The organism is Thermoactinospora rubra (assembly GCF_002093975.1).
Classification (GTDB): Bacteria; Actinomycetota; Actinomycetes; order Streptosporangiales; family Streptosporangiaceae; genus Nonomuraea; species Nonomuraea rubra_A.
The window spans coordinates 24298-46203 of record NZ_MSZZ01000066.1; the positions used below are offsets into that span (position 1 = coordinate 24298).

The following is a 21906-nucleotide window of genomic DNA, read 5'->3' on the forward strand; positions in this document are numbered from 1 at the left end:
GCCTTTCGAGCCGGGGCCGTGGGGGGCGGACCTGGCAGATCTCGTCCTGCCGGTCATCGGGGGGTGGGTGACGCGGCGGGAAGGGCGAGCGAGACCTGCCAGCGCTTTCGGGCGTGGGCGCGACATCACGAAGCCTGCTCCCGGTCATGAGCCGCCATGGCGAGTTGGACGATCTCGGCGAGCGGGCCGGGTAGCGGGCGCTGGACGAGCGCGCGGTAGTGCTCGGCGAGGCGCGCGGCCGCCGTTGCGGCGGTCCGCGCGTACGTCCACAGGGCGCTACCCCGCGTGCTCGGGTCGGGTGAGCGCCACACGATGGTCCGCCCGTCTGTGAAGGCCACCAGGTAGGGCCACAGCGAGCACACCGCCCGGTGCTCGTCACCCATCACGTGGGAGGGGACGTTCAGCCACTCCAGCTCGGCCTGCAGCTCGCACGCCATGGCAAGGGCCGAGGCAACGTTGGGCAGGCGCTCGGCGGAACAGAAGGGATACACGGCTCGGGCTCCTCATGGGGGTCGCGGTGCCGTACAAGCAAGCTGACGCCAGTAAAGGGCCTGAGTGATGGGGTGGTCACCCCGTGTGGCGACATGCTTTCTATGCATGGCATGCCTGCACTGACCTGCGTCTTTACCGCCACGGGGCGCGGTTCTATGTCGCCAGGACGGTCACTGTCCGTTTTGTTCGGTTGCGGAACCGGTACGCGATCAACGACTCTGCCACCAGAGCGCCTCAGCCCAGGGAGCCTCGTGATGAGCGGATGGAGCAAGAGGGACGTCAATCGGCTACGAACCCAGATGGCCAGTCAGGGCCGCGGGGTGGAGGAGATCGCCGAAGAGCTGCGACACCTGTGTCGATGCTCGCGCCTGGCGGCTTACCGCATGGCACACGGCCTCAGCCAACCCGAGGTCGTCGAGCGATACCGGCAGCACGCGCCGACGTCGTTCATGGACCAACCGCTGCTGTCGAGGTTGGAGGTTTTCCCAGCGGCCGGGTCACGTGCTCCTCTCGCTACTCAGATCATCACGCTCGCCAGCCTGTACGGCACCACGCCGCTCCGGCTGCTCGACCCCGCAGCGCTTGATCGGCTTGACCCGTCGGAACGGGACGTCCTGATCCGCTGCAACGCGGCTTTCACCACCACTCCGGCCGCCCCTACCGGGGAGGCCCTCGCACCAACGACACGGGCACGGCAACTGGTCCAGGCACCAGCATCCGACAGCCTGCAGAAGGAGGTAGAAATGGCCGCACGCCGGGCGTTGCGGTTCGCCGTCACTGCCGAGGGCAGCAACATCGGCCCCGAGACACTGGACCAACTACGCGCCGAGGTCGTCCGTCTGGCGCTCGCCTATCCCCAACAACCCCTGACCGCTCTGCTGGGCGACTTGATCGACCTGCAGGATGTTGCCTTCCGCCTGTTGGAGGGTCGGCAGCGTCCTGTGGAAGCCGCCGAGATGTACCTGCTCGCCGGCGTCATCAGTGGCATGCTCGCCAAGGCGAGTCACGATCTGGGCGACCCGCATTCGGCCATGACGCAGGCCCGTACCTCCTGGGTGTGCGCCGACAACGCCGGCCACGACGGGCTGCGTGCCTGGACACGTGGGCTGCAGTCGATGATCGCCTACTGGGCGGGCTGGCCGCACGAGGCCATCCGCTACGCCGAACTCGGTGCGGACGTCGCCGCACGTACCCGGGGCACCGCCGCCGTCTGGTTGTCGGCCCAGGAGGCCCGGGTATGGGCTGTGCTCGGCAACACCGACGATGCCCAGGCTGCGATCCAGCGGGCAAGCGACGCACGCGATCGCGTCGAGCCTGACGACCTGGACGCCTTGGGCGGCATCATGACCTTCCCACGGCCGCGGCAGCTCTACTACGCCGCCGACACGCACGTCTGGCTACCCGGACAGGAGCAGGAAGCCGATCGGATGGCCGCTGAGGCGCTCGCAGCCTACGGTGAGGCCAACCCGCAGGAACGTTCGTTCAGCGACGAGGCGGGTGCTCGCGCGGACCAGGCACTGGCCAGGACGGTGATGGGCGATCTGGACGGTGCCGCCGAGGCGCTGCGGCCTGTCCTGGACCTTCCCATTGATCAGCGGATCGGTGGCATCGTCGCCAGCGTGATGCGCGTGCATGCGGCCTTGCGCACCAGGACCTACCAGAGCGCTCCGGTGGCCCGTCGCCTCCAGCAGGAGATTGAAGCCTACGGGCAGGTTCCGGCTCGCGCCGCGCTGCCACGGGGCCGTTAAGGTCAGCAACTATGCGCCCTGTCCTGCTCACGGGTCCGCGGGTCTTGCTGCGGGAGTTCACGGCTGAGGATGTTGACGCCCTCACCGAGATCTACGGTGACCCGAAGGTCACCGAGCACATGTCCTTCGAGCCTCGGACCCGTGAGCAGGTGGCCGCCACCATCGCCGGGGTGATGCAGGCCGCACAGGCTGAGCCGCGGATTGAGTACTCGCTGGCTGGCGTTCTCCGGGATGGTCGGTTGATTGCTTTCGCCCGGCTGGCGGTGGACACCCAGCATCCGGGCCAGAGCAGCGCGCAGATCGGTTTCGCGCTGCGCGCGGACCGGTGGGGACAGGGGCTGGGGACCGAGGTGGTGCGGCTGCTGCTTCACCTGGGCTTCGACGAGCTGGGGCTGTATCGGATCTGGGGTGCGCGGAGCCCGCACAACCTTGCTTCTGCGCACCTCATGGCCAAGCTCGGCATGGTCGAGGAAGGCCGGATACGAGGGCACCTGCGGGTGCGTGGGCAATGGCGGGACTCCATCGTGCATTCGATCCTGCGCCCGGAGTGGAATGACGCCGAAACAGAATCCGGGGGAAGCAGTCAGCGAAACGCGCGCCCGTAGCGACCATCAGCCCGGCCTGATATTCGCGTAAGTTTCGCGGCCTTGACCTCTCCTGTCGAGTCGAGCGTTCATTGGTGTTCGATCCGCCCGTGTCATCCGGGCCGCGATGCGGCGACGGGCGGCGAGACCAGGAAGGACACTCGAGAAATGGGGAAAGGAAACTGGAGCTACGGCTCCGCCGCGCAATGGTTGCAGGGCCCCGATCCGATGACGTGGCGCAGGACCTACTCCGGGCGGCTCGACCAGGTCCCGGTGGCGCGGCAGTTCGCCGTGTCGCTGTTCGCCGGGTCCGGGCATGAGGGGGAGGTCGCCTTCATCGTCACCGAGCTGGCGTCCAACGCGGTCCGGCACACCCGATCGGGATCGTACGGCGGGTGGTTCGGCCTGGAACTGGTCTACGCCGAGGTGGCCTACATCGGGGTCACCGACCTCGGAGGCGGGCCTCGTCCGACCGTGCTTCCCGAAAGCGATCAGCTCGAGCAGGGGCGGGGGTTGCGGGCGGTTTCCGCGCTGGCCGTAGCCATCGGGATCCACGGCAATCCGGCGTACGGTCACACCGTCTGGGCCGACCTCGACCTGCGCACAACGGCGGTTCCCAAGCACGACCTCGCGGTGATGCTCGCAGGGTGAGGGCCCAGCCTGACGGTAACAGGCTGGCCCCTCAGGAGCCAGGATAGGGCTCATCCGGCCAGGGCTCTGGCCGTTTTCTGGAACAGAAACGGCCAGAGCCTCCTTGTCTGCCAGGCGGGCCATCCCCTGCAGGAGGTATGCGGGTCCGGGCCCGTCGGTGATCCGTTGATGCCCAGGCGATGGGGTACATGCTCAATCAATACCCCCCGCCAGTATCGTTGTCGCAGGCCAGGGCGCTGCACAGGCTGGCGAAACGCCTGGGCTCGCCTACGAAGGCGACCGCAAGGGCGTAGCGGTGTGTGGGTGGGGAGCCGGTCCCGTACTCCGTAATTCGAGTCGTTGTATTAGTAACCGAGCTTCTATTCTGGCTAAATGATGAATGGAATTGTTGTCCGGAGGGCGCTAGGATTTGATAGGCATCATTCGCCCGGCGTGTGACAAAATCAAAAGCCTGCCGCGATGGACGCATCGCCGAGGGCGGCATTGTTAGGTGAGCCTCTCCAGTCGTTTTGGCAATTAAAAATCATCGCGTCGGGGTTGATGTGGCGCGGGTATCGAGAAATGGTGGTATCACGGCACCGAAAAACCGGTGATGAAAATCCGTCACCGGCCCACACGAAAGGAAAAGAAAATGGCCGCGACAACCACCCTCACCGACACCGCCCCGGCCACCGTCACGCCCGCCGAGGCCGTGTGGAACGCCGTACTGGCCAACCCCGGCGCGACGGTTACCGTCATCGCGGACGCGGCGGGTGTCACCCGGACGGCGGCCAAGACCGAACTGGCGGCCCTGGCCGAGGCCGGTCGGGTCACGCGCGTCCCGGGCGGACAGGGGGACAACGGCCGCCGCCTGCCGGACACGTGGGTTCCGGCCACCGCCACGGACACGACTGACACACCGGACGTGGACGCGGACGGGGGCTCCGACGAGGCCAGCGCTCCGCCGTCCGGGCCGATGACCGTGGTGTCGCCCGACACTATCGCCGAGGCTATGCGGATCATGGCTGAGGAGGCCGAACGGCGGGCGGCGGCCGAGGCGGAACTCCAGCAGCGCCTGGCCGAAGAGGAGGCGCGGCGGGCCAAGATCCTGGCGGAACTGGAGAAGGCCCGCACCACGGAGAACACCCGCCGTGCGCTGGCTGACCTGCTGGCGGCGGTGACGTCCACCTACGCGGCGGTGGTGGCGGGGGACGACGCCGCGACGACGGCCGGGCTGGAGCTGATCTTCGCCGGTACCGAATCGGTCCGGGCGGCGACCGGTGCCGCTCCGGCTCGCGCCACGCGGACCCGTACGGGCAACGGCGGGGGTAGCGGGTTCCGAGCGGGCCGGGCTGCGCCCCGCCCGTTGCGGCCGGAGGTGATCGCGCACCTGCGCGCGCACCCCAACGCCGATTTCACCCCGGGTGAGATCGCCAGGGTCCTCGACCGGTCATCCGGCGCGGTCGCCAACGCGCTCGACACGCTGGTCAAGAGCGGTGAGGCGGTCATGACCGGTGAGCGCCCTGCCCGCTACCGGCTGGCCCCGGCCGCTCAAGCCGGTACGGACGGGGACGCGCCCGCCGCCGACACATCGGCCACGGACGGGACCGTGGGCGCGGTCGCGGCCGGATAGCGACCCGGGGTGGCATCCCGGGCCGGATGCCACCCCGGGCGGCCGTCGCCCCGTGTGGTGACGGCATGGGGGCGGGACCCGTGCGGGTCCCGCCCCTGCCCGTCTACGGGTACGGCACACGCGGCACCGGCACGCCGTGTGGCTCGCCCACCACCGAAGCCCTGCCGTACAGCGCGGCACCGGCACGCGGGGCTCGCCCCCTGTCCACGCGGGTGGCCGACGGCCGTTCCGGATGCCGCTGCCCGCCGTACGTGACGGTGGCTGGCACGCCCCGGGCCATGCCAGCCACGGCCACCCGGCACGCCGCGCCGGGGTGGGCAGCCCTGACGGAACCCGCCACCGGCTACCCGGGCGGTGTCGCCCCATCCCGCGCGGGCGCTGCGATGTGGCGACCGCGACCGTGCCTGGCGCGAAACGGTTCCCATCCCGCGCGGATGTAGCGATGCGCGGGCCGGGCACGGACGCCGTCCTCCAGCGGACCCCTCGGAAATTACTGTCAGTTCGATGCCATAACGGTAGGTGGCCAGTAAGGTGGTGTCGCCACTGGGCCGTGGGGGCGGGGCGTGAAGATTCACCTTCGCGCCCCAGGTCACTGCGCCCACGGGCGGGCGTAGCCGACGAGGCCAGACCGGTCACCGATGGGGCTGATGCGGACGGGCAACCCGGTGCGCGGCGCTTCGACCATGCGGCCGTCGCCGAGGACGATGCCGACGTGCCCTGGGGCGGCGGCGGTGCCGAGGGCGCCTTTGAAGAACACCAGGTCACCGGGCGCGACGGTCCCGGCCGGGACGTGCGGCAGGGTCCGCCATTGTTCCTGTGAGGTGCGGGGGAGGAGAACCCCGGCCTGGTACCAGGCGTAGCGGGTCAGGCCGCTGCAGTCGAACCCCACGATCCCGGCCCCGCGACCGAACCCTTCGGTCGGGCCGGACAACCCGCCGCCGCCCCAGGCGTACGGCGTGCCGACCCACCGCAGGGCGGCCCGGACGGCGATGGCCGCCCGTCCTGACGCGACGACGGGTATGCCTGCGCACGGGATGCCATCCCGGGCGTAGGCGGCGGCACAGTCCATGACCTTCTTCACGTACCAGTCGGCATGGTTGTAGGCGTAGATCGCGCGTTCCATGTCGGCCGGTGCGCCGTTGGCCCGCAGCAGGCGTGCGGCGGCCGGGATGGCATCGGCCGGATCGTAGACGTCCCGTCGGCCGTCGCCGTTGCCGTCCACCCCGTACCTCTGCCAGGTTCCGGGCATGAACTGCATGGGTCCGGCCGCCCCGGCCGGGTTGGTTCCGGCCCGGATGCCCGCCCCCGGTCCTCGGCCGTGGTCGGATTCCACCGCGCCGATCGCGGCCAGCACCGGCCACGGCAGGCCGTACTCGGTCCCGGCCTTCACATACAACGCGAGGTAGTCGGCCGGGATCTGGGCGGTCGCCGCCGGAACGGGTCCCGGGTGACAGGCGGCGACGCCGGGGGCGGCCGTACCGGACATCCCGCCGATCACTCCGAGAAAGACCGCCAGCACCATCACCGCGACGGCGGCGACCGCGATGACCAGGGCCATCAGGCGCGCGGCCGGTCGGGTGCGTCCCACGCGTGCGCCAGGGCGGCCAACCGGCGGCGCGGTCCGGTCACCCCGACCGGGAGCCATACGGCACCGGCCGGGCCGTCCACCGACGACGGCGGGGTGTGGACGGCGGTGGCCACCGGGACCGGGGGCGTGCCCAGCGCCTTGCGGAGGTTGGCCTCACGGGCGGGGGTGGGCAGCCAGAACAGGACGGGCGTGGGGATGCCGGTGGACTCGGCCAGGGCGAGGTACCCCTCCAGTTTGGCCGCGACGCGGGACAGGGCGTAGCTGCCGGTGTCGTGCTCAAGAAAGAAGTCCACCTCGACCGGCCGGCCTTCGGGTCCGGCCTCGACCCAGCGGCCGAAGGCGTCGGGCCGGGCGTGATCACCCCACAGGCGGGCGCAGCGGTGTTCGTGCCACCACTCGGCCAGGGCGGTGCCGTCACGGCGTCGGCGCGCGTAGGCGTGCAGGCGGACGAAGAAGTCGTTCACCCCGATCTGGTGGCCGAGGCGCTGGGACAGGAAGAAGGCGATGGTCTTGTCCTGCCGGTACTTCAGGTCCTTGACCTCGATGCCGCGTTGGGCGGCGATGATGTGGGCACCGGCCGGGCCGAGGGCCCAGTGGTAGGGGTGGGTGCCCTGCTGGGCCTGTGGCCGGAAGCGGGTCAGCGCGTCGAACCGGTGGAGGATGGCCAGGCGGGGACGGGCGGCGCTGAGGCTGTGGAAGAACAGGGCGGCCAACTGGTCGGTGGTCAGCACGCGGTGTTCCCAGACCAGGTCGAGGATGGCGCGGTCTCGCTCGGTCAGCCGGTCGAGCAGGTCGAGGAGGAGGGTGGCGGGCACCTTCTGCCGCCGGGTGCCGGACGCGGTCGGGCGGGTCATGGGCTCTCCTTGGCGAAGGGATTCCTACGGGTGTCGATGGGCGCGCTGGATCGGGGCCGCTGACTTGGGGCGGATTGCGGAGCGGTGAAGCGCTGCCGCGATGCCGTACGGATCGCCTCCTGGCGGCCGGGGATGGGCTCGGGCAGGGGCCGGGTACGGAAGGTGAAGGCCGCAGTCGGCGCGTTGCCGCTGATGATGCGCCCGGCCGCCTGGTAGGCGCCCAGGTGCGCCAGGTCGTGCGGGGTGAGCAGAGGCGCCATGTGGTGGGCCAGATCGCGGGCGTCCTCGGGGGAGATGGCGAAGTACACCTTGTTGCGGGCGTCGGCCGAGATCGCTTCGCGCAGGTCCTTGGGCAGCTGGGACAGGTGCTGGTGGGCCAGGACCAGGGAGAGGCGGTAGGCGCGGGCTTCGGCCAGGATATCGGAGATGCTGCCGGGCAGGTTGAGGAAGTTGTGCGCCTCGTCCACGTAGATGGCCGCGTCCGGCCGGTCGTGCTCGGCGAGGTGGGCGCGTGGGGTGACGGCCTGCCAGGCGTGGGCGAGCAGCAGTGACCCCAGCAGGCGGGCGGCGTCCTCGCCGAGCACACCCTTGGGCAGGCGGGCCAGGATCAGGCCGCCGGTGTCGAGCAGGCGTCCCAGGTGGACGGTGGAGGCGGTGCCGGACAGGGCGTCGCGGACGAAGGGGCGCAGCAGGACCGCTCGCAGCTTGTTCATGACCGGGCTGATCACGGCCGCGCGGGCGGCCGGGGACAGCTCCTCGTAGCCGGACCAGAAGCCTTTCAGCAGTTCGTCGTTGAGCCGGTCGGTGATGCGCTGGCGGAAGGCGGAGTCGGTGAGGAGCTGGGGCACCTCGGCCAGGGAGGCCCGGTTGCCCTTCACGCGGGTGAGGGTCAGGCAGGCCGAGCGCATCAGATCGTCCAGCCGGGGTCCCCAGGCGGAGGAGAAGCAGCGGCGGAAGGTGGTGACGATCGACTCGACCGCGAACTGCGGGTCCGGCCCGGCCAGCACGTTGACGCACGGCGGCGGCCCAGGCTCGGAGGGGTCGAAGACCACTGTCCGGCCGATGGCGCGCTCGGGAAGCCGCTCCAGGACGTCGGTGACCAGGTCACCTTTGGGATCGATGACGAGCGCGCCCCGTCCGGCGTGCGCGTCGGCCAGGATCAGGTTGGCCAGGAAGGTGGACTTGCCGACGCCGGTCTGGCCGAGCACGTGCAGGTGCTGGCGTGCCCCGGCGACCGACAACGCGACCGGCCGGGGATGTCCGGCCTCGGCGTCGCCCAGCACCCGCACCGGCCCGTCGCTGAAGCTGTCAGTGGGTACGGCGGGCGAAGGGGCGACCGGGCAGGCTCCGGCCCGGCTGACCCCTGGGGCGCCGGGATCGTAGGGCAGGTGGGCGAGCGCGGCCAGTTCGGGCACCGACAGCAGATAGCCCCTGGCCAGGCGGCGCGCCGCCATCTGGGCAGCTGGGAACCGGAGCCGCCTGCGGCGCAGGAACTGGTGGCCAGAGGAGAACAGCGCGAAGGTGGCGGCGATCCGATGGGCGTGGCCGCGCAGCCATCCCTGCGCCTCGGCCCGACGCTGTGTGGCTACGGCGTAGCAGATCTGCACCTCAAACCGCGGCTGACCGGCCTTGCCGAGGATCGCCCGCACCTGCTCGGCCCGCTCCGGATGCAGGCGAGTCAGCTCACCGGCAGATCCGGTCATGCCGGGAGTTAGCAGATCGAACACCATGCCCGCAAACCCGGCCGAGCCGCCGCCCTGCAGAGCCGACGCGGCCCGATAGGCGCGGTGGAGCCGCCGCCCGACAACGGGCCGAGCCAGGATCTGGACAGCGGCATACTCACCCCCGCCCAGACCGGAGACCGCGCCGAGCAGCGCCCGCAACGGATCGGCCTGGTGCTCACACGCGAGCGGGAAATGCTCCGGCCGCGCCAGCACCAACCGCCCTCCAGCCGAGGCCGCCTCGCACGGAATCGGAGGTACGGCGGGGCCGGTGCTGACCGTCGCCCCGGGCCAGGCCGAACGGACCGCCTTCTCTACCACGCCGGGCGGTACGGTGCCCGGCACCCACACCTGGATGCGCAGCCCGGAGGCGTCGGCGACGTACTCGAAGGCGATGTGCGGCTGGCCGAACAGCACACGCTTCCACCACGGCGCGGCTAGACCGACCAGATGCCGCCACCAGGCGGCGGCGCTGGTCGCCTCCACACTCGGAGGCACCGCGACGTGGACCAACCGTGCGCCGTGGCACAGGCGACGGTGCCGCCACCGCCACACCCCGGCACGCACGGCCGCCCACGCTGTTGCCGTACCGAACACGACAGCGACGGCGGTCGGGCCGTACCGGAGGGGAACCCCGATGCCACCCAGGTCGGGGAACACCGCGTTGACCAGGTCCTCCCAGAACCTGATCAGCTCCTCCCAGGAGTCACCGGCATCCGACAGGGGGACGACGGGAAGGCTCACCGCGGCTCTCCCGCCAGTTCGGCCGGGTCGGTGGTGGCCAGATCGTGCTCGAACTCGCTGGCCTGGGCGACGAACGCCGCCCGGTCCCCGGCCTCGCCCCCGCACAGCAGGCCCTCGCCCCGCTCGGCGGACAGCAGGAACGCCCGCTCGCCCCCGGTGAGGCCGAAGGCGTCGGCGACCTGGTCGATGACCTGGGGTGCCTGGCGCAGCAGGATCTGGGTGGCGGCGTTGGCGACGACCGCGCGGCCCAGATCGGAGCCGAGCAGGTCGGCGGCGTCCTGGGTCACCACCGCCAACCCCGCCCAGTGCTTGCGAGCCGATTTGGCCAGCCGATACAGGAACCTGGCGCCCTCAACCTGCTGCATCAGAGTCCACGCCTCGTCCACCACCACGAGGCGACGCCGCCGCTCGGCCGGGTGGGAGACCCGTCGCCAGATCGCATCCAGCGCGAGTAGCATCCCCACCGGCCGGACCTCATCGGCCAGGTCCCGCAGCGAGAAGACGATCAGATGCCCCTCGGGCCGGGTGGTGGTCGGGGCGGCGAACAGACCCCGATAGGAGCCGGTGACGTACGGCGCGAGCCGGGCCGCCAACGCAGCGGCCTCGGCGGACTCGGCTTGGTCGAGCCGGGCGGTCAGGTCGGCCAGGACCGGCGCCGTACGCTTCCAGGTGCGCGGGTCGGAGGTGATGCCCGTGGCCGCGTAGGTGTCGATCACCGCCCGGTCGAGCACCGCCCGCGTGGTGGGGTCGAGCGGCTCGCCGAGCATGGTGGAAATCAGCGTGTGCAGGAACAGCGCCCGCCGGGTGAGGGTGTCCTCGCCCTGCGCGTCCGGCAGGTCGAAGGGGTTGACGCACACCCCGGGCGTGCCGAGCCCGATGTGGGTGCCGCCGACCGCGTGCGCCAGGCGCCGGTACTCGTCTTCTGGGTCGATCACGGCGATCTCGACGCCCTGGTACAGCAGCCGCAGTACCTCCAGCTTGGTGAGGTAGGACTTGCCGGCGCCGGAGCGGGCGATGGTGACGGAGTTGTGGTTGTCCTGGGCGAAGCGGTCCCACAGCACCACCCCGGCGGAGAACAGGTTCAGCCCGTACAGCACTGGCACCTCCCCCAGTCGGGGGTGCAGGTCGGGGGAGGTGAACGGGAAGGCGGCGGCCAGGGCCGCGGTGTCGAAGGTACGGCGCAGCCGCAGCGTGTCGCTGGCCAGCGGCAGCGTCGCGGTCCAGCCCTGCAGGGCGCGGAAGGTGGTGGGGTGGGCATCCAGCAGCAGCGAGGCCGCCAGGCCGCGCACCCGCTGCATCTCGGCTTCCAGGCTGTCTTCGTCGGGCGCGTGGACGGTCAGGTACAGGCCCACCCGGAACAGCCGCCCGTGCCCGCGCGCCAGCGAGGCGGCCAGCTCGGCCGCGTCGTCGGCGGCGGCCTCGGCCGCGAAGTCGGTCAGCCGTCCGTGTTCGGCGTCCGCGCGGGAGGTGGACTCCAGCCGGGCGAGCTGGCGGCGGAGCCGTTGCGCGGCCACCAGGGGCGGGATCGGCTCGATGTGCAGGGACACGTCCAGGTGGCCCGGGTAGGTGAGCAGGGGCTCCAGCCACCCCGCGCCGACTTCTCGCGGGTAGCCGGACACGGCGAAGGAGGCGCACACGCCGCCGGGCAACTCCACCGACCGGGCGGTGACCCGCAGCGCGGCAGGTGCGGGCACGTTCGTCGGCTGATCCGTGGAGGATGTCATCGTCGAGGTGCCTCCTTCGGCTGGCGGGCGGTGATGAGGTCATCCGGCCGGGCCAGGCCGGAAAGCGGCGCCTCGGCGGGGGACAGCGCCTCGGTGAGGACCTGGACGCAGGCGTCGGCGTCCAGCACGTATGCGGTGATGCCGAGCGCGGCCAGCGCGCGGACGGCTTCCTCGGCCCGGCGCAGCACCACGGCCGCCCCGGCCTCCCGCCTGGCCCGCCGTGAGCGGGGGCGGCTGGCCGTCTGGCCGGGAAGGTCGTCGCGGAGCACCAGGAGGACTTCGCGCACCAGCAGCTCGCGCGAGTCGTTCAACGCGGCCAGGAACGCGGCGTGCTCGCGTGCGGCCCGTTCCAGCGCCGGGTCGGCCAGGGCCGAGGCGGCGTGGCTGACGTGTTCGACGAGCGCGGACAGGTCAGCGGCCCGGGCGCGTACCAGGATCTGCACCGGCGCGTCCAGGGAGTTGAGCCATCGCCCGAAGGACGCGACTAGTGCGGCCTGTTCGGCGGCCGTCCGCAGCGCGAAGGGGAGAGTCCCGGTCCGCACCAGGACGGCGGTCCCGCCGTCGGCCAGGTCCATGACGCCGTCGTCGCGGACCGCCCGCACCGGCAGCCGCAACGGCGCCGGAAGCCGCCCGCGCACCCGGCACCAGGCCGGAGGCGGCAGGACGCCTTCCGGCGCCGACACCTGATGCTTTGGCGCGCGCAGGTAGGCCAGACCGGCCAGGATGAACCGGTCCAGGCTCATCCCGTCCCGGCGGGCGATCGCGAGCACGATGCCCCCGGCGACGAGAGGGACCAGGGCAGCCGCGAGCACCGGGAGCGGCATCCAGGGCGAGGCCACCAGATAGATCCATGCGGCGACCAGCCCGGTCCCGGCGAGGACGACCAGCTGGCGGGCCGCCAGACCATAAACGATCTTGTCTGGTTGGTCGACGTCGGCCGGGATCTTCGCAGTCCACGGCTCGCCGTCCGGATGACTCATCGCCGCTCCTTCGTCGTGCGCGGCGGCTTGGCTCTCCGCACCGGCTCCAGCCGGACGGCGGTCCCCAGCCGGTTGGCGCCACCGGCAGCGCGCAGGCGGCTCATCACCTGGCCGGTCCTGAGCACCACCCGCCGGGTGATCGGCACCTTCACCGTGACGGCCTGGGCGCGCGGCCGGGGCGGGGTGTTATCGACGCCTCTTCTGGAGGCGGGGCGTGGGGCCGAGACCTGGGAGATCCGCGGTGTCCGTGGCGATGCCGCGGGTGGAGCCGAGGGGGAGGAACCGTTGGCGCCTGGCGGCTGCTGTGTTGGTGCGGCGCGAGGGCGTGGGCCGTAGCCGGTGTGGTAGCCGCCCGCAGGACGTCCGTGGTGGTGCCCGCCGTGTCCGGCCGGGCCGTACGGGTGCCTTCCGGGTGTGTGTCGAGGCCGCCCGCCGTGAGGTCCGCCACCCAGAAGACCGGGGCCGCCCCCGCCGGGGCCACCGGGACCGCCGCCTGGACCGCCGAAGCCACCAGAACCCGAACCGCCCGGGCCGCAACCGGCTCGCCCGCCCCGGCCGCGCCGTCCGCTGCGGACCGTACGGCCGACCGCGCCCAGAGCCGTACCAACAGTACGGTAGATCAGGAAGGTCTTGATGAGCTGGCCGAGCATGCGGGGCTGCGCGTTGCGCCAGATCGTCCGGGCGACCCAGGCCGGGATACGGATCATCATCCACAGCAGGCAAATGATCAGCAGCAGGTCGATCGCATCCGCCTTGGTGGCCGGCATCCCGGCAAAGGCGGCACTGTGCTCGGGCCGGCTGAACAACACTCGCAAGGCGGTGACGAACACCAGGCTCTGGCACACCTGGATGGCGAGCATCCCGGTGATCGCGCGCCACCACAGCTTGGCCAGCCCTTCGGTCTGTGGCAGCGCGTGGAACATCAGCGCGAGCGGCGCGGCGGCGATGAGCACCATCGTGATCGCCAGGCGGACGATGTAGATGAAGCCGACGATGACGGCCAGGATGATGGCCACCAGCGCCAGCAGCACGAAGAAGGCCCCGACCGTCTGGATCGACGCCTTGATCCCGTTGGCCAGGGTGTCCGCCGCGGCGGCAGGATCGATCTGGCGTCCGCCGTCGGCGAGGAACGCCCGCGCCAGCCCGTTGGCGAAGGAGATCCCGTACCCGATCAGCGGCAGGCTCAGGTTGACAGCCAGGAACGCCAGCACCACACGGGGCAGCAGATCCTTGACGGTGAGCTCGCCGGGCAGCGACTGCCCAGCCATCAGCAGCACCCCGGCCAGGGTGACCAGCAGCACGAAACAGGTGTTGGCGATCACCCGGGAAGTGCCCCACACCTCGCGCGGACGCCGCATCTCCGCCGAGTCGATCTCGGGAGTGCCGAAGATGGTCGCGGACAGCAGCCGGAACACCGGCCTGCGCGCGGACTCCACCAGGTCCCTGAACCAGCCGGTGACCGCCTCCTTGGCCATGCAGGCCAGGTCGAGCACGCCGCAGGCGCTGTCGGAGGCAGGCGTGGGAGGAGGCAGGTGACCGAATCGGGTCAGCGGCACCCACTGGCCCGGCGCCTGTTCGCACAACACCTCCGGCGTCGCCATCCCCGGCGCGGACACCACCTTCGTCCGGCCCGGGCAGGAGGTGAGCTGCGGCGTCGGGACCGGCGAGGGTGAAGGCGGGACGGTCGCGGCGCGGGCGGCGGAGATCCCCATAGCCAGCAACCCGGCGGCGAGCACTACCAGCAGGGCGAGGAGCACCGGCACCCGGAGGCGGGGACTCATGTCAGGCCCCCACGATCTGGCGCAGCAGCCGCACCAACACCGGGGCCAGTACGGCGACGCCGTACCCCAGCGCCGCGTACCGCAGCGTCTTCTTGGCCGCCTCCACCTCGCCGGGGTCGCCACCGGCCAGGATGTAGCGGACGCCGCCGATGGTGGCGAACAGCGTCGCCAGCCCGACGAGCAGTCCCACGATGACGTTGCGCAGGTTGGTGATGACCTGCTCCAGCGAGGCGGCGGCGAGCAGCCGCGTGCTGGCCTCGGCGATGCCCGGGACGGCGAGTGTGACGGCCACGCACCCGGCCGTCCACACGGCCGTGGCGATGAGGCGCCGGGTGAGGCTCACTTCGGGTCGTGGCCGGATGCGGAACAGGCCACGCCAGGGCGGCCGAGGACGATGCCCAGTCACGGCAGGAACCTCCACAAAGGATCGGGACACTGGGGCGAGAAGCGGGAGCGGCCGGGCCACGGGTGTCCTCCTCAAGGCACTCGTGTGGTCGGCGGATGCGGCGGGGACCGGGTGGATCGACCGGCCCGAGCCGTCCCGTGATCTCGTTGGGCGGCTATGAAGCACCCGGCGGCAGGTGAGAACCGGAAAGGCAGCCGGTGATGTTTGCCGAGACTTGGCCGTCGCGGATCGCCTGGGCCAGGCGCGTCTCGGCGGCCTTGCGCATCTTGCGCAGCCGGTCTTCTGGGACGCTGCGGGCGGCGGCGTAGGCGCGCAACGTCACCCCTTCCAGCCGCGTCGCGTTGATGAGCGCGGCGGCGGCCGGAGTGATGACCTTGGCGCGTACCGCCTCGGCGAGCACCTCGATCGGATCGACCGCCGAGCCGACGCAGGTCATGGCCAGGTCGGCGGGGTACGGCTGGGCCTGGCGCGATTCGCGGTCCCGGACACGCAGCGCGGCCTTGCGCGCCCACCACAGCAGCCGGGTGGCGATCCGCTGGCTCTGGACATCGACCCGGCGCAGTTGGGCGACAAACTCGGTCAGCAGCTCCGAGACGATGTCGTCGGCCAGAAAGGCGGGGCTGGTGCGGATCACCCGGGCGGCGATGTTCTTCAGCCCCGGCATGGCCACCCCGACGCACCCAACCACCCAGGCCGGATCGCCGGTGTGGGCGCGTCGTACCAGCTCGGCCCAGGCCGCGTCCTTGAGCGTGTCGGTCGCGGCCGGGGCCAGCAGCAGCCTTCGCAGCTCGGCGAGATCGACCAAGCGGGCGGGAAGCCCGCGCCCGATGAGCCGCCCGTCGACCGCGAGCGGGTGGGGTCCGGTGGTGAGCAGGCGGAAGCTGGCCTCGGCGGCGGACAGCGCGTTACCTGAGCAGGCGGCACTCTGGCGGTGGGTCATGACGGCTCCCGAAGGTCGTGGCGGGATCGATCGCCGTCAGGTGTGCACCACCGGATGAACGGATCAGGGACAACCCAGGAACGATCCGGGAGGGCAGGCGCGTGTACGGAGTCGCGCCGAAGTTTGTCCAAAACGGTCTGACCTGCGGAAACCGCTTGGAGTGGGTGGGAAGGGGCGAGGTGCGTAAAGCTCGGGTAGACGCCGGAAAGCGGCTTTGACCTGGCCGAATAGCAGAGTCGGGAGAACTCGGTAATAGTGCGATCAACAAGTGCGGCACGCCGGAGACACGGTGAGCTTCGCCGGTGTTGACGGTCAAGGTTCTTGCAACGGCTGCGGGTACCTGTGCGTCCCTGGGATGTGGAGTTCGAGGATTTCGTCCGTGCCCGCGGACCGGCGCTGTTGCGGTATGGCCTGGTGTTGACGGGCAACGCCGACGACGCCGCCGACCTGGTCCAGGAGGCGTTACTCAAGCTGAGCTCCTCCTGGCGGCGGGTCCGCAACAAGGACGATCCCGAGGGCTACATCCGGACGATCATGGCCAGGCAGCACGTGAGCTGGTGGCGCAGGCGGCGGCGGGAACAGCTCACCGACGAGGTCCCGTCCCCGGTCCGTGAGGACGAGCACGACTTGCGCGAGATCTGGCAGCGCCTGCGCGCCCTGCCGCCCAAGCAGCGCGCCGTGCTGGTGCTGCGCTACTACGAGCAGCTTGCCGACGATGAGATCGCGGCGATCCTCGGCGTCTCGCCGGCGACCGTCCGCAGTCAGGCCTCACGCGGGCTGGCCACGTTGCGCATCAGGGCACAGGCGCTCATCGGGAGATGGTGATGAGGACCGAGGAAGAACTGGCCAGGGTCCTGCGGACGATCGCGGAGCGGGCCGAGCATGTGGATCTGCTGTCCGGCGTGGTGGCCAAGCGGCGCCACCGTAGGCGGTTGAGGGCGCGCGTGGCGCTGGCATCGGCCTGCGTGACCATCCTGGGGTGGGGCGCGGCGGCCTGGTGGCCTTCACCGCCCCGGCCGGTGGTGGGTACGGCAGCGCCGGCAGCGACGGTCGACCAGGTGTGGCCGCGGGCCGTGTTCACCATGCCGGGACGGTATCGGCCCTTGGCGGCGATCAGTGCCACGGAGCTGCTGGTATGGGGCGAGCAAGGGACGATCGAGGTCTACGACGCCACCACCAGGCGCTTCACCGTGGTGGCCCGCCTTCCCCAAGCTCCGCGGGACGTGGCTGTCGGCAGCGATCGGGTGGCCTGGCTGGCGGAGGATTACGTGTGGGTCGCACCCTTGCGCGGCCGTGGGGCGGCCCGAAGGGTCGGGCCGGTCAAGGGAACCAGTGTCGATCGGGTCACACTCGCGGGCGACCATGTCGCCTGGTCCTCCCCGCTGGATGGCGTGTGGCGCATGAAGGTCGATGGCGGAGCTCCTGAGAAGGTGGCCAAGGGGCTACAACTGCTGGACTGGCCGTGGGCGATCGACGAGCCTCTCGATATCCGGACCAATCCCACCAGGGTCGTCAACCTGGAGACCGGGCGAACCTTCAGGATCACACCGGCGCGGGGGGTGGAGGGGCTGCGCTGTGGACCCACCTGGTGCCTGGGGATGCGGGATGACGACTCGGTCGTGCAGCGGATCGACGGGAGCCAGGTGCGTGTCCGTCAGGGGCTCCGCGGTCATCCGTACAGAGACTATCCGTACAAGGACCGGTTCTTCAGCGGCGGCATGGCGATCTATGACGCCCAAGCGGACCGGATGGTTCCCTTCCAGGCTGCCGACGGGGGGTGGTCGGAAGGGCAGGGCGTCATCTTCTGGCGGCAGAGCGGCCAGCTGCGCGGGGTGAACCTGGCCGCCGTTCCCCCGGCTCAGTAGCGCGGGAGCTTCCGACCCCGAGGCGGGGTTGCGCGTGGGCGGCGTCGGCCTTCCCCGGATGCTCCGCGTCCTTCCGTTGCTGACTGGCCTGGGAAGACGAGGGGAGGGAACAGGAAGGGTGTCGGATTTTGCCGGGCCTTTGCAGGGTCGGTGTTCCGAAACGCTCCGAGTGTGAGTGCTTCATAGGCGCATGGGGATCGGGTGATCGTCTCGGGTCACCCCACGATGAACAACACGCCTTCCCGCACGGATCGGCGGCTGGTGCCGATGACGGTGTGGCTGTGCTCCGACTCCGACACTGAAGATTCCGGACTGGAACGCCACGCCACAACGGGCGCACCCGCCGCCCCCGACCCCAAGAGCCGGATCTGCTCGCGGCACTGGCAGGCGGTCGGGCGCGAACTCGCCCGGCATCTGATCACCTCCTGCACCGTGGAGGAGGAGGTGGTGGTCGACGCCTTCGCCACGGGCGAGGCCGTGTCGGCGACCGCAGCCGCCCTGGGCCGGCGAGCGGTGGCCCCGGTGCCGCACTTCCCGCTCGCCCAGCATCTCAGCGCCTGGCTACGCACCAACTTGGATCATCAGCAGCGTGCGAGAGTCGCGTTGCGGCCCTGCCGCCCGGACCAGATGGCGCGCGGGCTGGCCGACCATCTGGGCAGGGTGGCTTTGGTGATCGCGGCGCCGCCGCCGTATGAGGTCGGTGGGCGGCTGTTGAGCCAGCGGCCCACACCAGCCTGTCCCGCCTGCCAGGCTCACCCGTGGATGCTGGAACACCACCAGCTCGGCGCGTTCCTGGCCGCGGCCTGGCAGGTGCTGCGCCCGGGCGGGTACCTGGCCTTGGTCACCAACGCGCGCCGCCAGGACAACGGCCGCCTGCTCGACCCGGCACCCGCCCTCATCCGGCAGGCCAGCGTGCTGGGGTTTCGCTACCTGCAGCATGTGATCGCCCTGCGGGTGCCGATCGAGGGCGACACCCTCGTCATCCAGGCCCACCCCACCAACTTCGCCGAACTCCAAGACGCGCGGTCCGGGGCGTTGCCGCCCGTGGTGTCGGTGCACGCGGATGTGTGCCTGCTGGTCAAGCCGTGGGGCCATGCCAGCCGGGGTGGTGCCCGATGAGCCACTGCTCCGCGCCTCGTCATGGCCGTGTCCTGGCCTCGGTGCTGGCCACAGCCCAGCAGCCCTCCGCCGTCCAGCGCCAGGGCCGGTATGTGCCCGAGTCGATGCGGCACCCGGCCAAGATGCTCCCGGCCATCGCCGCGCAGGTCATCGACGCCTTCACCCGCCCCGGCGAGCTGGTGCTGGATCCGATGTGCGGGATCGGCACCACCCTGGTGGAGGCCATCCACCTGGGACGTGATGCCGCCGGTATGGAGTACGAGCCCGATTTCGTGCGCCTGACGGCGCAAAACCTCCTGCATGCCCGTGCCCAGGGCGCCACCGGGCAGGCGCGGCTCGTCGGCGGAGATGCCCGCAACATCGCCACCGTGTACGGCGCGCTGGCCGGTCGGGTGGCGTTGGTGCTCACCTCGCCGCCGTACGGCTCGCACACCCACGGGCATGTCCGCTCTGGCGACGGCCGGGTGGAGAAGTGGAACCAGCGTTACAGCCGCGATCCGGCCAACCTGGCCCATCGCAGCCTGGGCGAGCTGCTGGAGGGTTTCGGCCAGATCCTCACGGGATGCGTCACGCTGTTGCAGCCGTCCGGGGTGGTCGCGGTCACCGTCCGGCCCATCCGGATGGGTGGCGAGCTGGTGGACCTGCCCGGCCGCGTCATCGAGGTCGCCGAGCGGGCAGGTCTGGTGTTGACCGACCGGCTGGCGGCGCTGCTGTGCGGCATCCGGGACGGCCGTCTGGTGACCCGGGCGTCGTTCTTCCAGATCCTGTGCGCGCGAGAAGCACGCCGAGCGGGCATCGCCGCCTGCACCACCGCCCATGAGGACCTGCTGGTCTTCCAGGCTGCCCGCGACCTGGACGGAGATCCGCGATGAACACGCGCCAGCCAGGCCGTCCCCGATGGCCGGGACTCCGCCTGGGTCGGGATCGAGTCGCCGAGCTGCTGGACCGCCTCCAGCTCGGCGCCTGCCTCGCCTGCGGCCGGGCGACCTATCGCACCCGCCGCCACGCCCGCCACGCCGCCCGCATCGCCGCCCCCGGCGTCAGGCTGCGCGCCTGCCGGTGCGGGGAGTTCTGGCACCTGGCCGCCCCCGCCGGCCGTCCGCCATGGACGGCATGGCCGGTCACCGTCTGCGCGCTCCGATCACCAGCCAGATCCGGCCTTGACCTTCGCGCCGAAGACGAGCGGTCATATTGGGGCCGCCACGGCGGCGGTCCCCGGCCCCGGGCCAGGGATCGGCGGCGGGAGCACACCGGCACGCCTCGGGGCGAGCGGTGACCGGCCAGGAGACCGATCAGGAGACGACACCGCGCGTGGCCGTCCCGGCCGAGCCGCTCCGGCTCACCCCCGGCGCGGCCCGCGTGCTGCTGCGCATCTTGGTCAAAGCCGCCGCCCGACGACGCCAATCGGAGACGACCATTCAGGGAGAGTGTCAGTGGAGGACCGGCAGCCCGCCATCCGTTTCGCCTTCTACGGACGGGTCTCGACCGAGGACAACCAGGACCCCGAAGCCTCCCGTGCCTGGCAGCTCGGCCGAGCCCGGGCGCTGATCGAACCGCGTGGCGGTCAGATCGTCGCCGAGTACTTCGATGTGGACAAGTCCCGTTCGATCCCCTGGTCCAGACGCCCATATGCGGCAGCTCTCATCGAGGAGTTGAAGGACCCGGGCCGGGGCTTCGACGCGGTGGTGATCGGGGAGCCGCACCGGGCTTTCTACGGCAACCAGTACAGCCTCACCTTTCCGATCTTCGAGCACTTCGGGATTCCGCTGTGGGTGCCGGAGGTGGGCGGGCCGATTGACCCGGCGAACGAAGCCCACGACATGATCATGGGCGTCTTCGGTGGCCTGTCCAAGGGTGAACGCAACCGCATCAAGATCCGGGTCCGGGCCGCGATGAGCGCCATCACCGCCACCGAGGGCCGCTATCTGGGCGGGCGGCCACCGTACGGTTACATGCTGGTGGACGTCGGCCCGCACCCCAACCCGGCCAAGGCCGCCGACGGCAAGCGGCTGCGCAAGCTGGCCGCACACCCGGTCCACGCGCTGATCGTCAAGTGGATCTTCGCCGAGTTCATCAAGGGCAGGGGCATGTATGACCTGGCCGAGGATCTCACCCGCCAGGGAATCTTGTCACCGTCGGCGAGCGATCCGGAGCGTAACCGTCACCGCCGCCAGATCGCTTGGTCCAAGTCGGCCGTACGGGTCATTCTCACCAACCCGCGCTACACCGGCCGCCAGGTGTGGAACAAGCAGCGCAAGACCGAGGTCCTCCTCGACATCGACGACGTGGCGCTGGGCTACACCACCAAGATGCGCTGGAACGATCCTGGCGCCTGGATCTGGTCTGAGCACGAGGTCCACGACGCCCTGGTGTCACTGGAGGACTTCCACCGCGCTCAACAGATCCTCGCCTCTCGCGGGCGGGGTCCAGCCACGCACAAGCCCCACCGCACTCGTACCAACCGCGCCTACGTTTTTCGGGGCGTGCTGTTTTGCGGCTACTGCGAACGCCGGATGCAGGGGAACTGGAACAACAAGCAGGCCTACTACCGCTGCCGGTTCCCCGACGAGTACGCCCTGGTCAACAACATCGTCCACCCCAAGGTCGTCTACCTGCGCGAGGCTGAGATTCTCAAGCCCATCGACCAATGGCTGCAAACCGCGTTCGGACCCGACCGCATCCAGTCCGTCATCCACGCCCTGACCGCCTGCACTCCAGACACCGACGAGGCCGCCAGGACTGACCTCACCAAGAAGATCACAGCCTGTGACCGCAAACTCACCCAGTACCGCGCCGCCCTGGATGCCGGGGCCGACCCCGTCGAGGTCACGCGATGGATCAACGAGACCAAGCAGGAGCGCGCCCGGCTGGAAGGCGATCTGCGCACGACCCCCCGCCAGCAGCGCCTCAGCCAGGAGGAGATCATCGAGCTGCTCCAGCGGGTTGGCGATCTGGCTCAAGCGGTCGTGGCCGCCGACCCCGGCGACAAGGCTGAGCTGTACAAGCAGCTCGGCCTGAAGATGACCTACTACCCCCAGAGACAGCTAGTGGAGGCTAAGCGGCATTCCAGAAGTTCCGCTTGTAACCGGCGGGCAGC

20 protein-coding genes are annotated in these 21906 nt (G+C 70.8%); 10 read left to right on the plus strand and 10 right to left on the minus strand.

Annotated features, from left to right (window positions below; translation table 11 throughout):
- Positions 1 to 125 precede the first annotated feature (125 nt).
- Positions 126 to 491 (minus strand): hypothetical protein, encoded by a 366-nt coding sequence (locus BSB02_RS35390; RefSeq protein ID WP_084965368.1) that lies wholly within the window; start codon positions 489 to 491, stop codon positions 126 to 128.
- Between the two features lie 255 nt (positions 492 to 746).
- Between BSB02_RS35390 and BSB02_RS35395 the strand changes: the two genes are divergently transcribed.
- The 4 genes from BSB02_RS35395 to BSB02_RS35410 all read left to right on the plus strand — a co-directional run bounded on the left by BSB02_RS35395 (position 747) and on the right by BSB02_RS35410 (position 5087).
- Positions 747 to 2240, plus strand: a complete 1494-nt coding sequence (locus BSB02_RS35395; protein ID WP_240506943.1) for an NsdA family TPR-like regulatory protein — start codon at positions 747 to 749, stop codon at positions 2238 to 2240.
- A gap of 11 nt (positions 2241 to 2251) precedes the next feature.
- Positions 2252 to 2845: a GNAT family N-acetyltransferase gene (locus BSB02_RS35400; protein ID WP_084965369.1), complete on the plus strand. Its 594-nt coding sequence runs from the start codon at positions 2252 to 2254 to the stop codon at positions 2843 to 2845.
- 147 nt (positions 2846 to 2992) lie between these two features.
- Entirely contained in the window at positions 2993 to 3475 is a 483-nt protein-coding gene (locus BSB02_RS35405) for an ATP-binding protein (RefSeq protein WP_143591586.1), read from the plus strand.
- 631 nt (positions 3476 to 4106) lie between these two features.
- Positions 4107 to 5087: a hypothetical protein gene (locus tag BSB02_RS35410; protein ID WP_084965371.1), complete on the plus strand. Its 981-nt coding sequence runs from the start codon at positions 4107 to 4109 to the stop codon at positions 5085 to 5087.
- 103 nt (positions 5088 to 5190) lie between these two features.
- Here the strand turns inward: BSB02_RS35410 and BSB02_RS40875 are convergent, their stop codons facing one another.
- The 9 genes from BSB02_RS40875 to BSB02_RS35450 all read right to left on the minus strand — a co-directional run bounded on the left by BSB02_RS40875 (position 5191) and on the right by BSB02_RS35450 (position 15825).
- The gene (locus BSB02_RS40875; RefSeq protein ID WP_158088830.1) at positions 5191 to 5355 is read right to left on the minus strand and encodes a hypothetical protein; all 165 of its coding nucleotides are present in this window, start codon (positions 5353 to 5355) and stop codon (positions 5191 to 5193) included.
- Between the two features lie 321 nt (positions 5356 to 5676).
- Positions 5677 to 6675, minus strand: a complete 999-nt coding sequence (locus BSB02_RS35415; protein ID WP_158088831.1) for a C40 family peptidase — start codon at positions 6673 to 6675, stop codon at positions 5677 to 5679.
- Positions 6645 to 7529, minus strand: coding sequence for a replication-relaxation family protein (locus BSB02_RS35420; protein WP_084965373.1), 885 nt, complete (start codon positions 7527 to 7529; stop codon positions 6645 to 6647). Before BSB02_RS35420 ends, BSB02_RS35415 begins: the two co-directional genes overlap by 31 nt.
- Positions 7526 to 9994, minus strand: a complete 2469-nt coding sequence (locus BSB02_RS35425; RefSeq protein WP_143591588.1) for a DUF8128 domain-containing protein — start codon at positions 9992 to 9994, stop codon at positions 7526 to 7528. Before BSB02_RS35425 ends, BSB02_RS35420 begins: the two co-directional genes overlap by 4 nt.
- On the minus strand, positions 9991 to 11718 hold the full coding sequence (locus BSB02_RS35430; protein WP_084965374.1) for a VirB4 family type IV secretion system protein: 1728 nt from the start codon (positions 11716 to 11718) through the stop codon (positions 9991 to 9993). Before BSB02_RS35430 ends, BSB02_RS35425 begins: the two co-directional genes overlap by 4 nt.
- Positions 11715 to 12698, minus strand: a complete 984-nt coding sequence (locus tag BSB02_RS35435) for a PrgI family protein (RefSeq protein WP_084965375.1) — start codon at positions 12696 to 12698, stop codon at positions 11715 to 11717. Before BSB02_RS35435 ends, BSB02_RS35430 begins: the two co-directional genes overlap by 4 nt.
- Complete coding sequence (locus BSB02_RS40880; protein ID WP_158088832.1) at positions 12695 to 14479, minus strand: TrbL/VirB6 family protein; 1785 nt, start codon at positions 14477 to 14479, stop codon at positions 12695 to 12697. Before BSB02_RS40880 ends, BSB02_RS35435 begins: the two co-directional genes overlap by 4 nt.
- 1 nt (position 14480) lies before the next feature.
- Positions 14481 to 14822 (minus strand): pilin, encoded by a 342-nt coding sequence (locus BSB02_RS35445; protein ID WP_240506945.1) that lies wholly within the window; start codon positions 14820 to 14822, stop codon positions 14481 to 14483.
- A 217-nt stretch (positions 14823 to 15039) separates the two neighbouring features.
- On the minus strand, positions 15040 to 15825 hold the full coding sequence (locus BSB02_RS35450) for a hypothetical protein (protein ID WP_084965376.1): 786 nt from the start codon (positions 15823 to 15825) through the stop codon (positions 15040 to 15042).
- 342 nt (positions 15826 to 16167) lie between these two features.
- Between BSB02_RS35450 and BSB02_RS35455 the strand changes: the two genes are divergently transcribed.
- The 6 genes from BSB02_RS35455 to BSB02_RS35475 form a co-directional block, all read left to right on the plus strand.
- Positions 16168 to 16650, plus strand: coding sequence for a SigE family RNA polymerase sigma factor (locus tag BSB02_RS35455; protein WP_240506947.1), 483 nt, complete (start codon positions 16168 to 16170; stop codon positions 16648 to 16650).
- The gene (locus BSB02_RS35460) at positions 16650 to 17690 is read left to right on the plus strand and encodes a hypothetical protein (protein WP_084965378.1); all 1041 of its coding nucleotides are present in this window, start codon (positions 16650 to 16652) and stop codon (positions 17688 to 17690) included. Before BSB02_RS35455 ends, BSB02_RS35460 begins: the two co-directional genes overlap by 1 nt.
- Positions 17691 to 17891: 201 nt before the next feature.
- The gene (locus BSB02_RS35465; RefSeq protein ID WP_143591590.1) at positions 17892 to 18809 is read left to right on the plus strand and encodes a hypothetical protein; all 918 of its coding nucleotides are present in this window, start codon (positions 17892 to 17894) and stop codon (positions 18807 to 18809) included.
- Positions 18806 to 19681 (plus strand): TRM11 family SAM-dependent methyltransferase, encoded by an 876-nt coding sequence (locus BSB02_RS35470; RefSeq protein WP_084965380.1) that lies wholly within the window; start codon positions 18806 to 18808, stop codon positions 19679 to 19681. Before BSB02_RS35465 ends, BSB02_RS35470 begins: the two co-directional genes overlap by 4 nt.
- Complete coding sequence (locus BSB02_RS40230) at positions 19678 to 20085, plus strand: hypothetical protein (protein ID WP_143591592.1); 408 nt, start codon at positions 19678 to 19680, stop codon at positions 20083 to 20085. Before BSB02_RS35470 ends, BSB02_RS40230 begins: the two co-directional genes overlap by 4 nt.
- Positions 20086 to 20242: 157 nt before the next feature.
- On the plus strand, positions 20243 to 21906 hold a 1664-nt coding region (locus BSB02_RS35475), incomplete at its 3' end, for a recombinase family protein (RefSeq protein WP_206185060.1).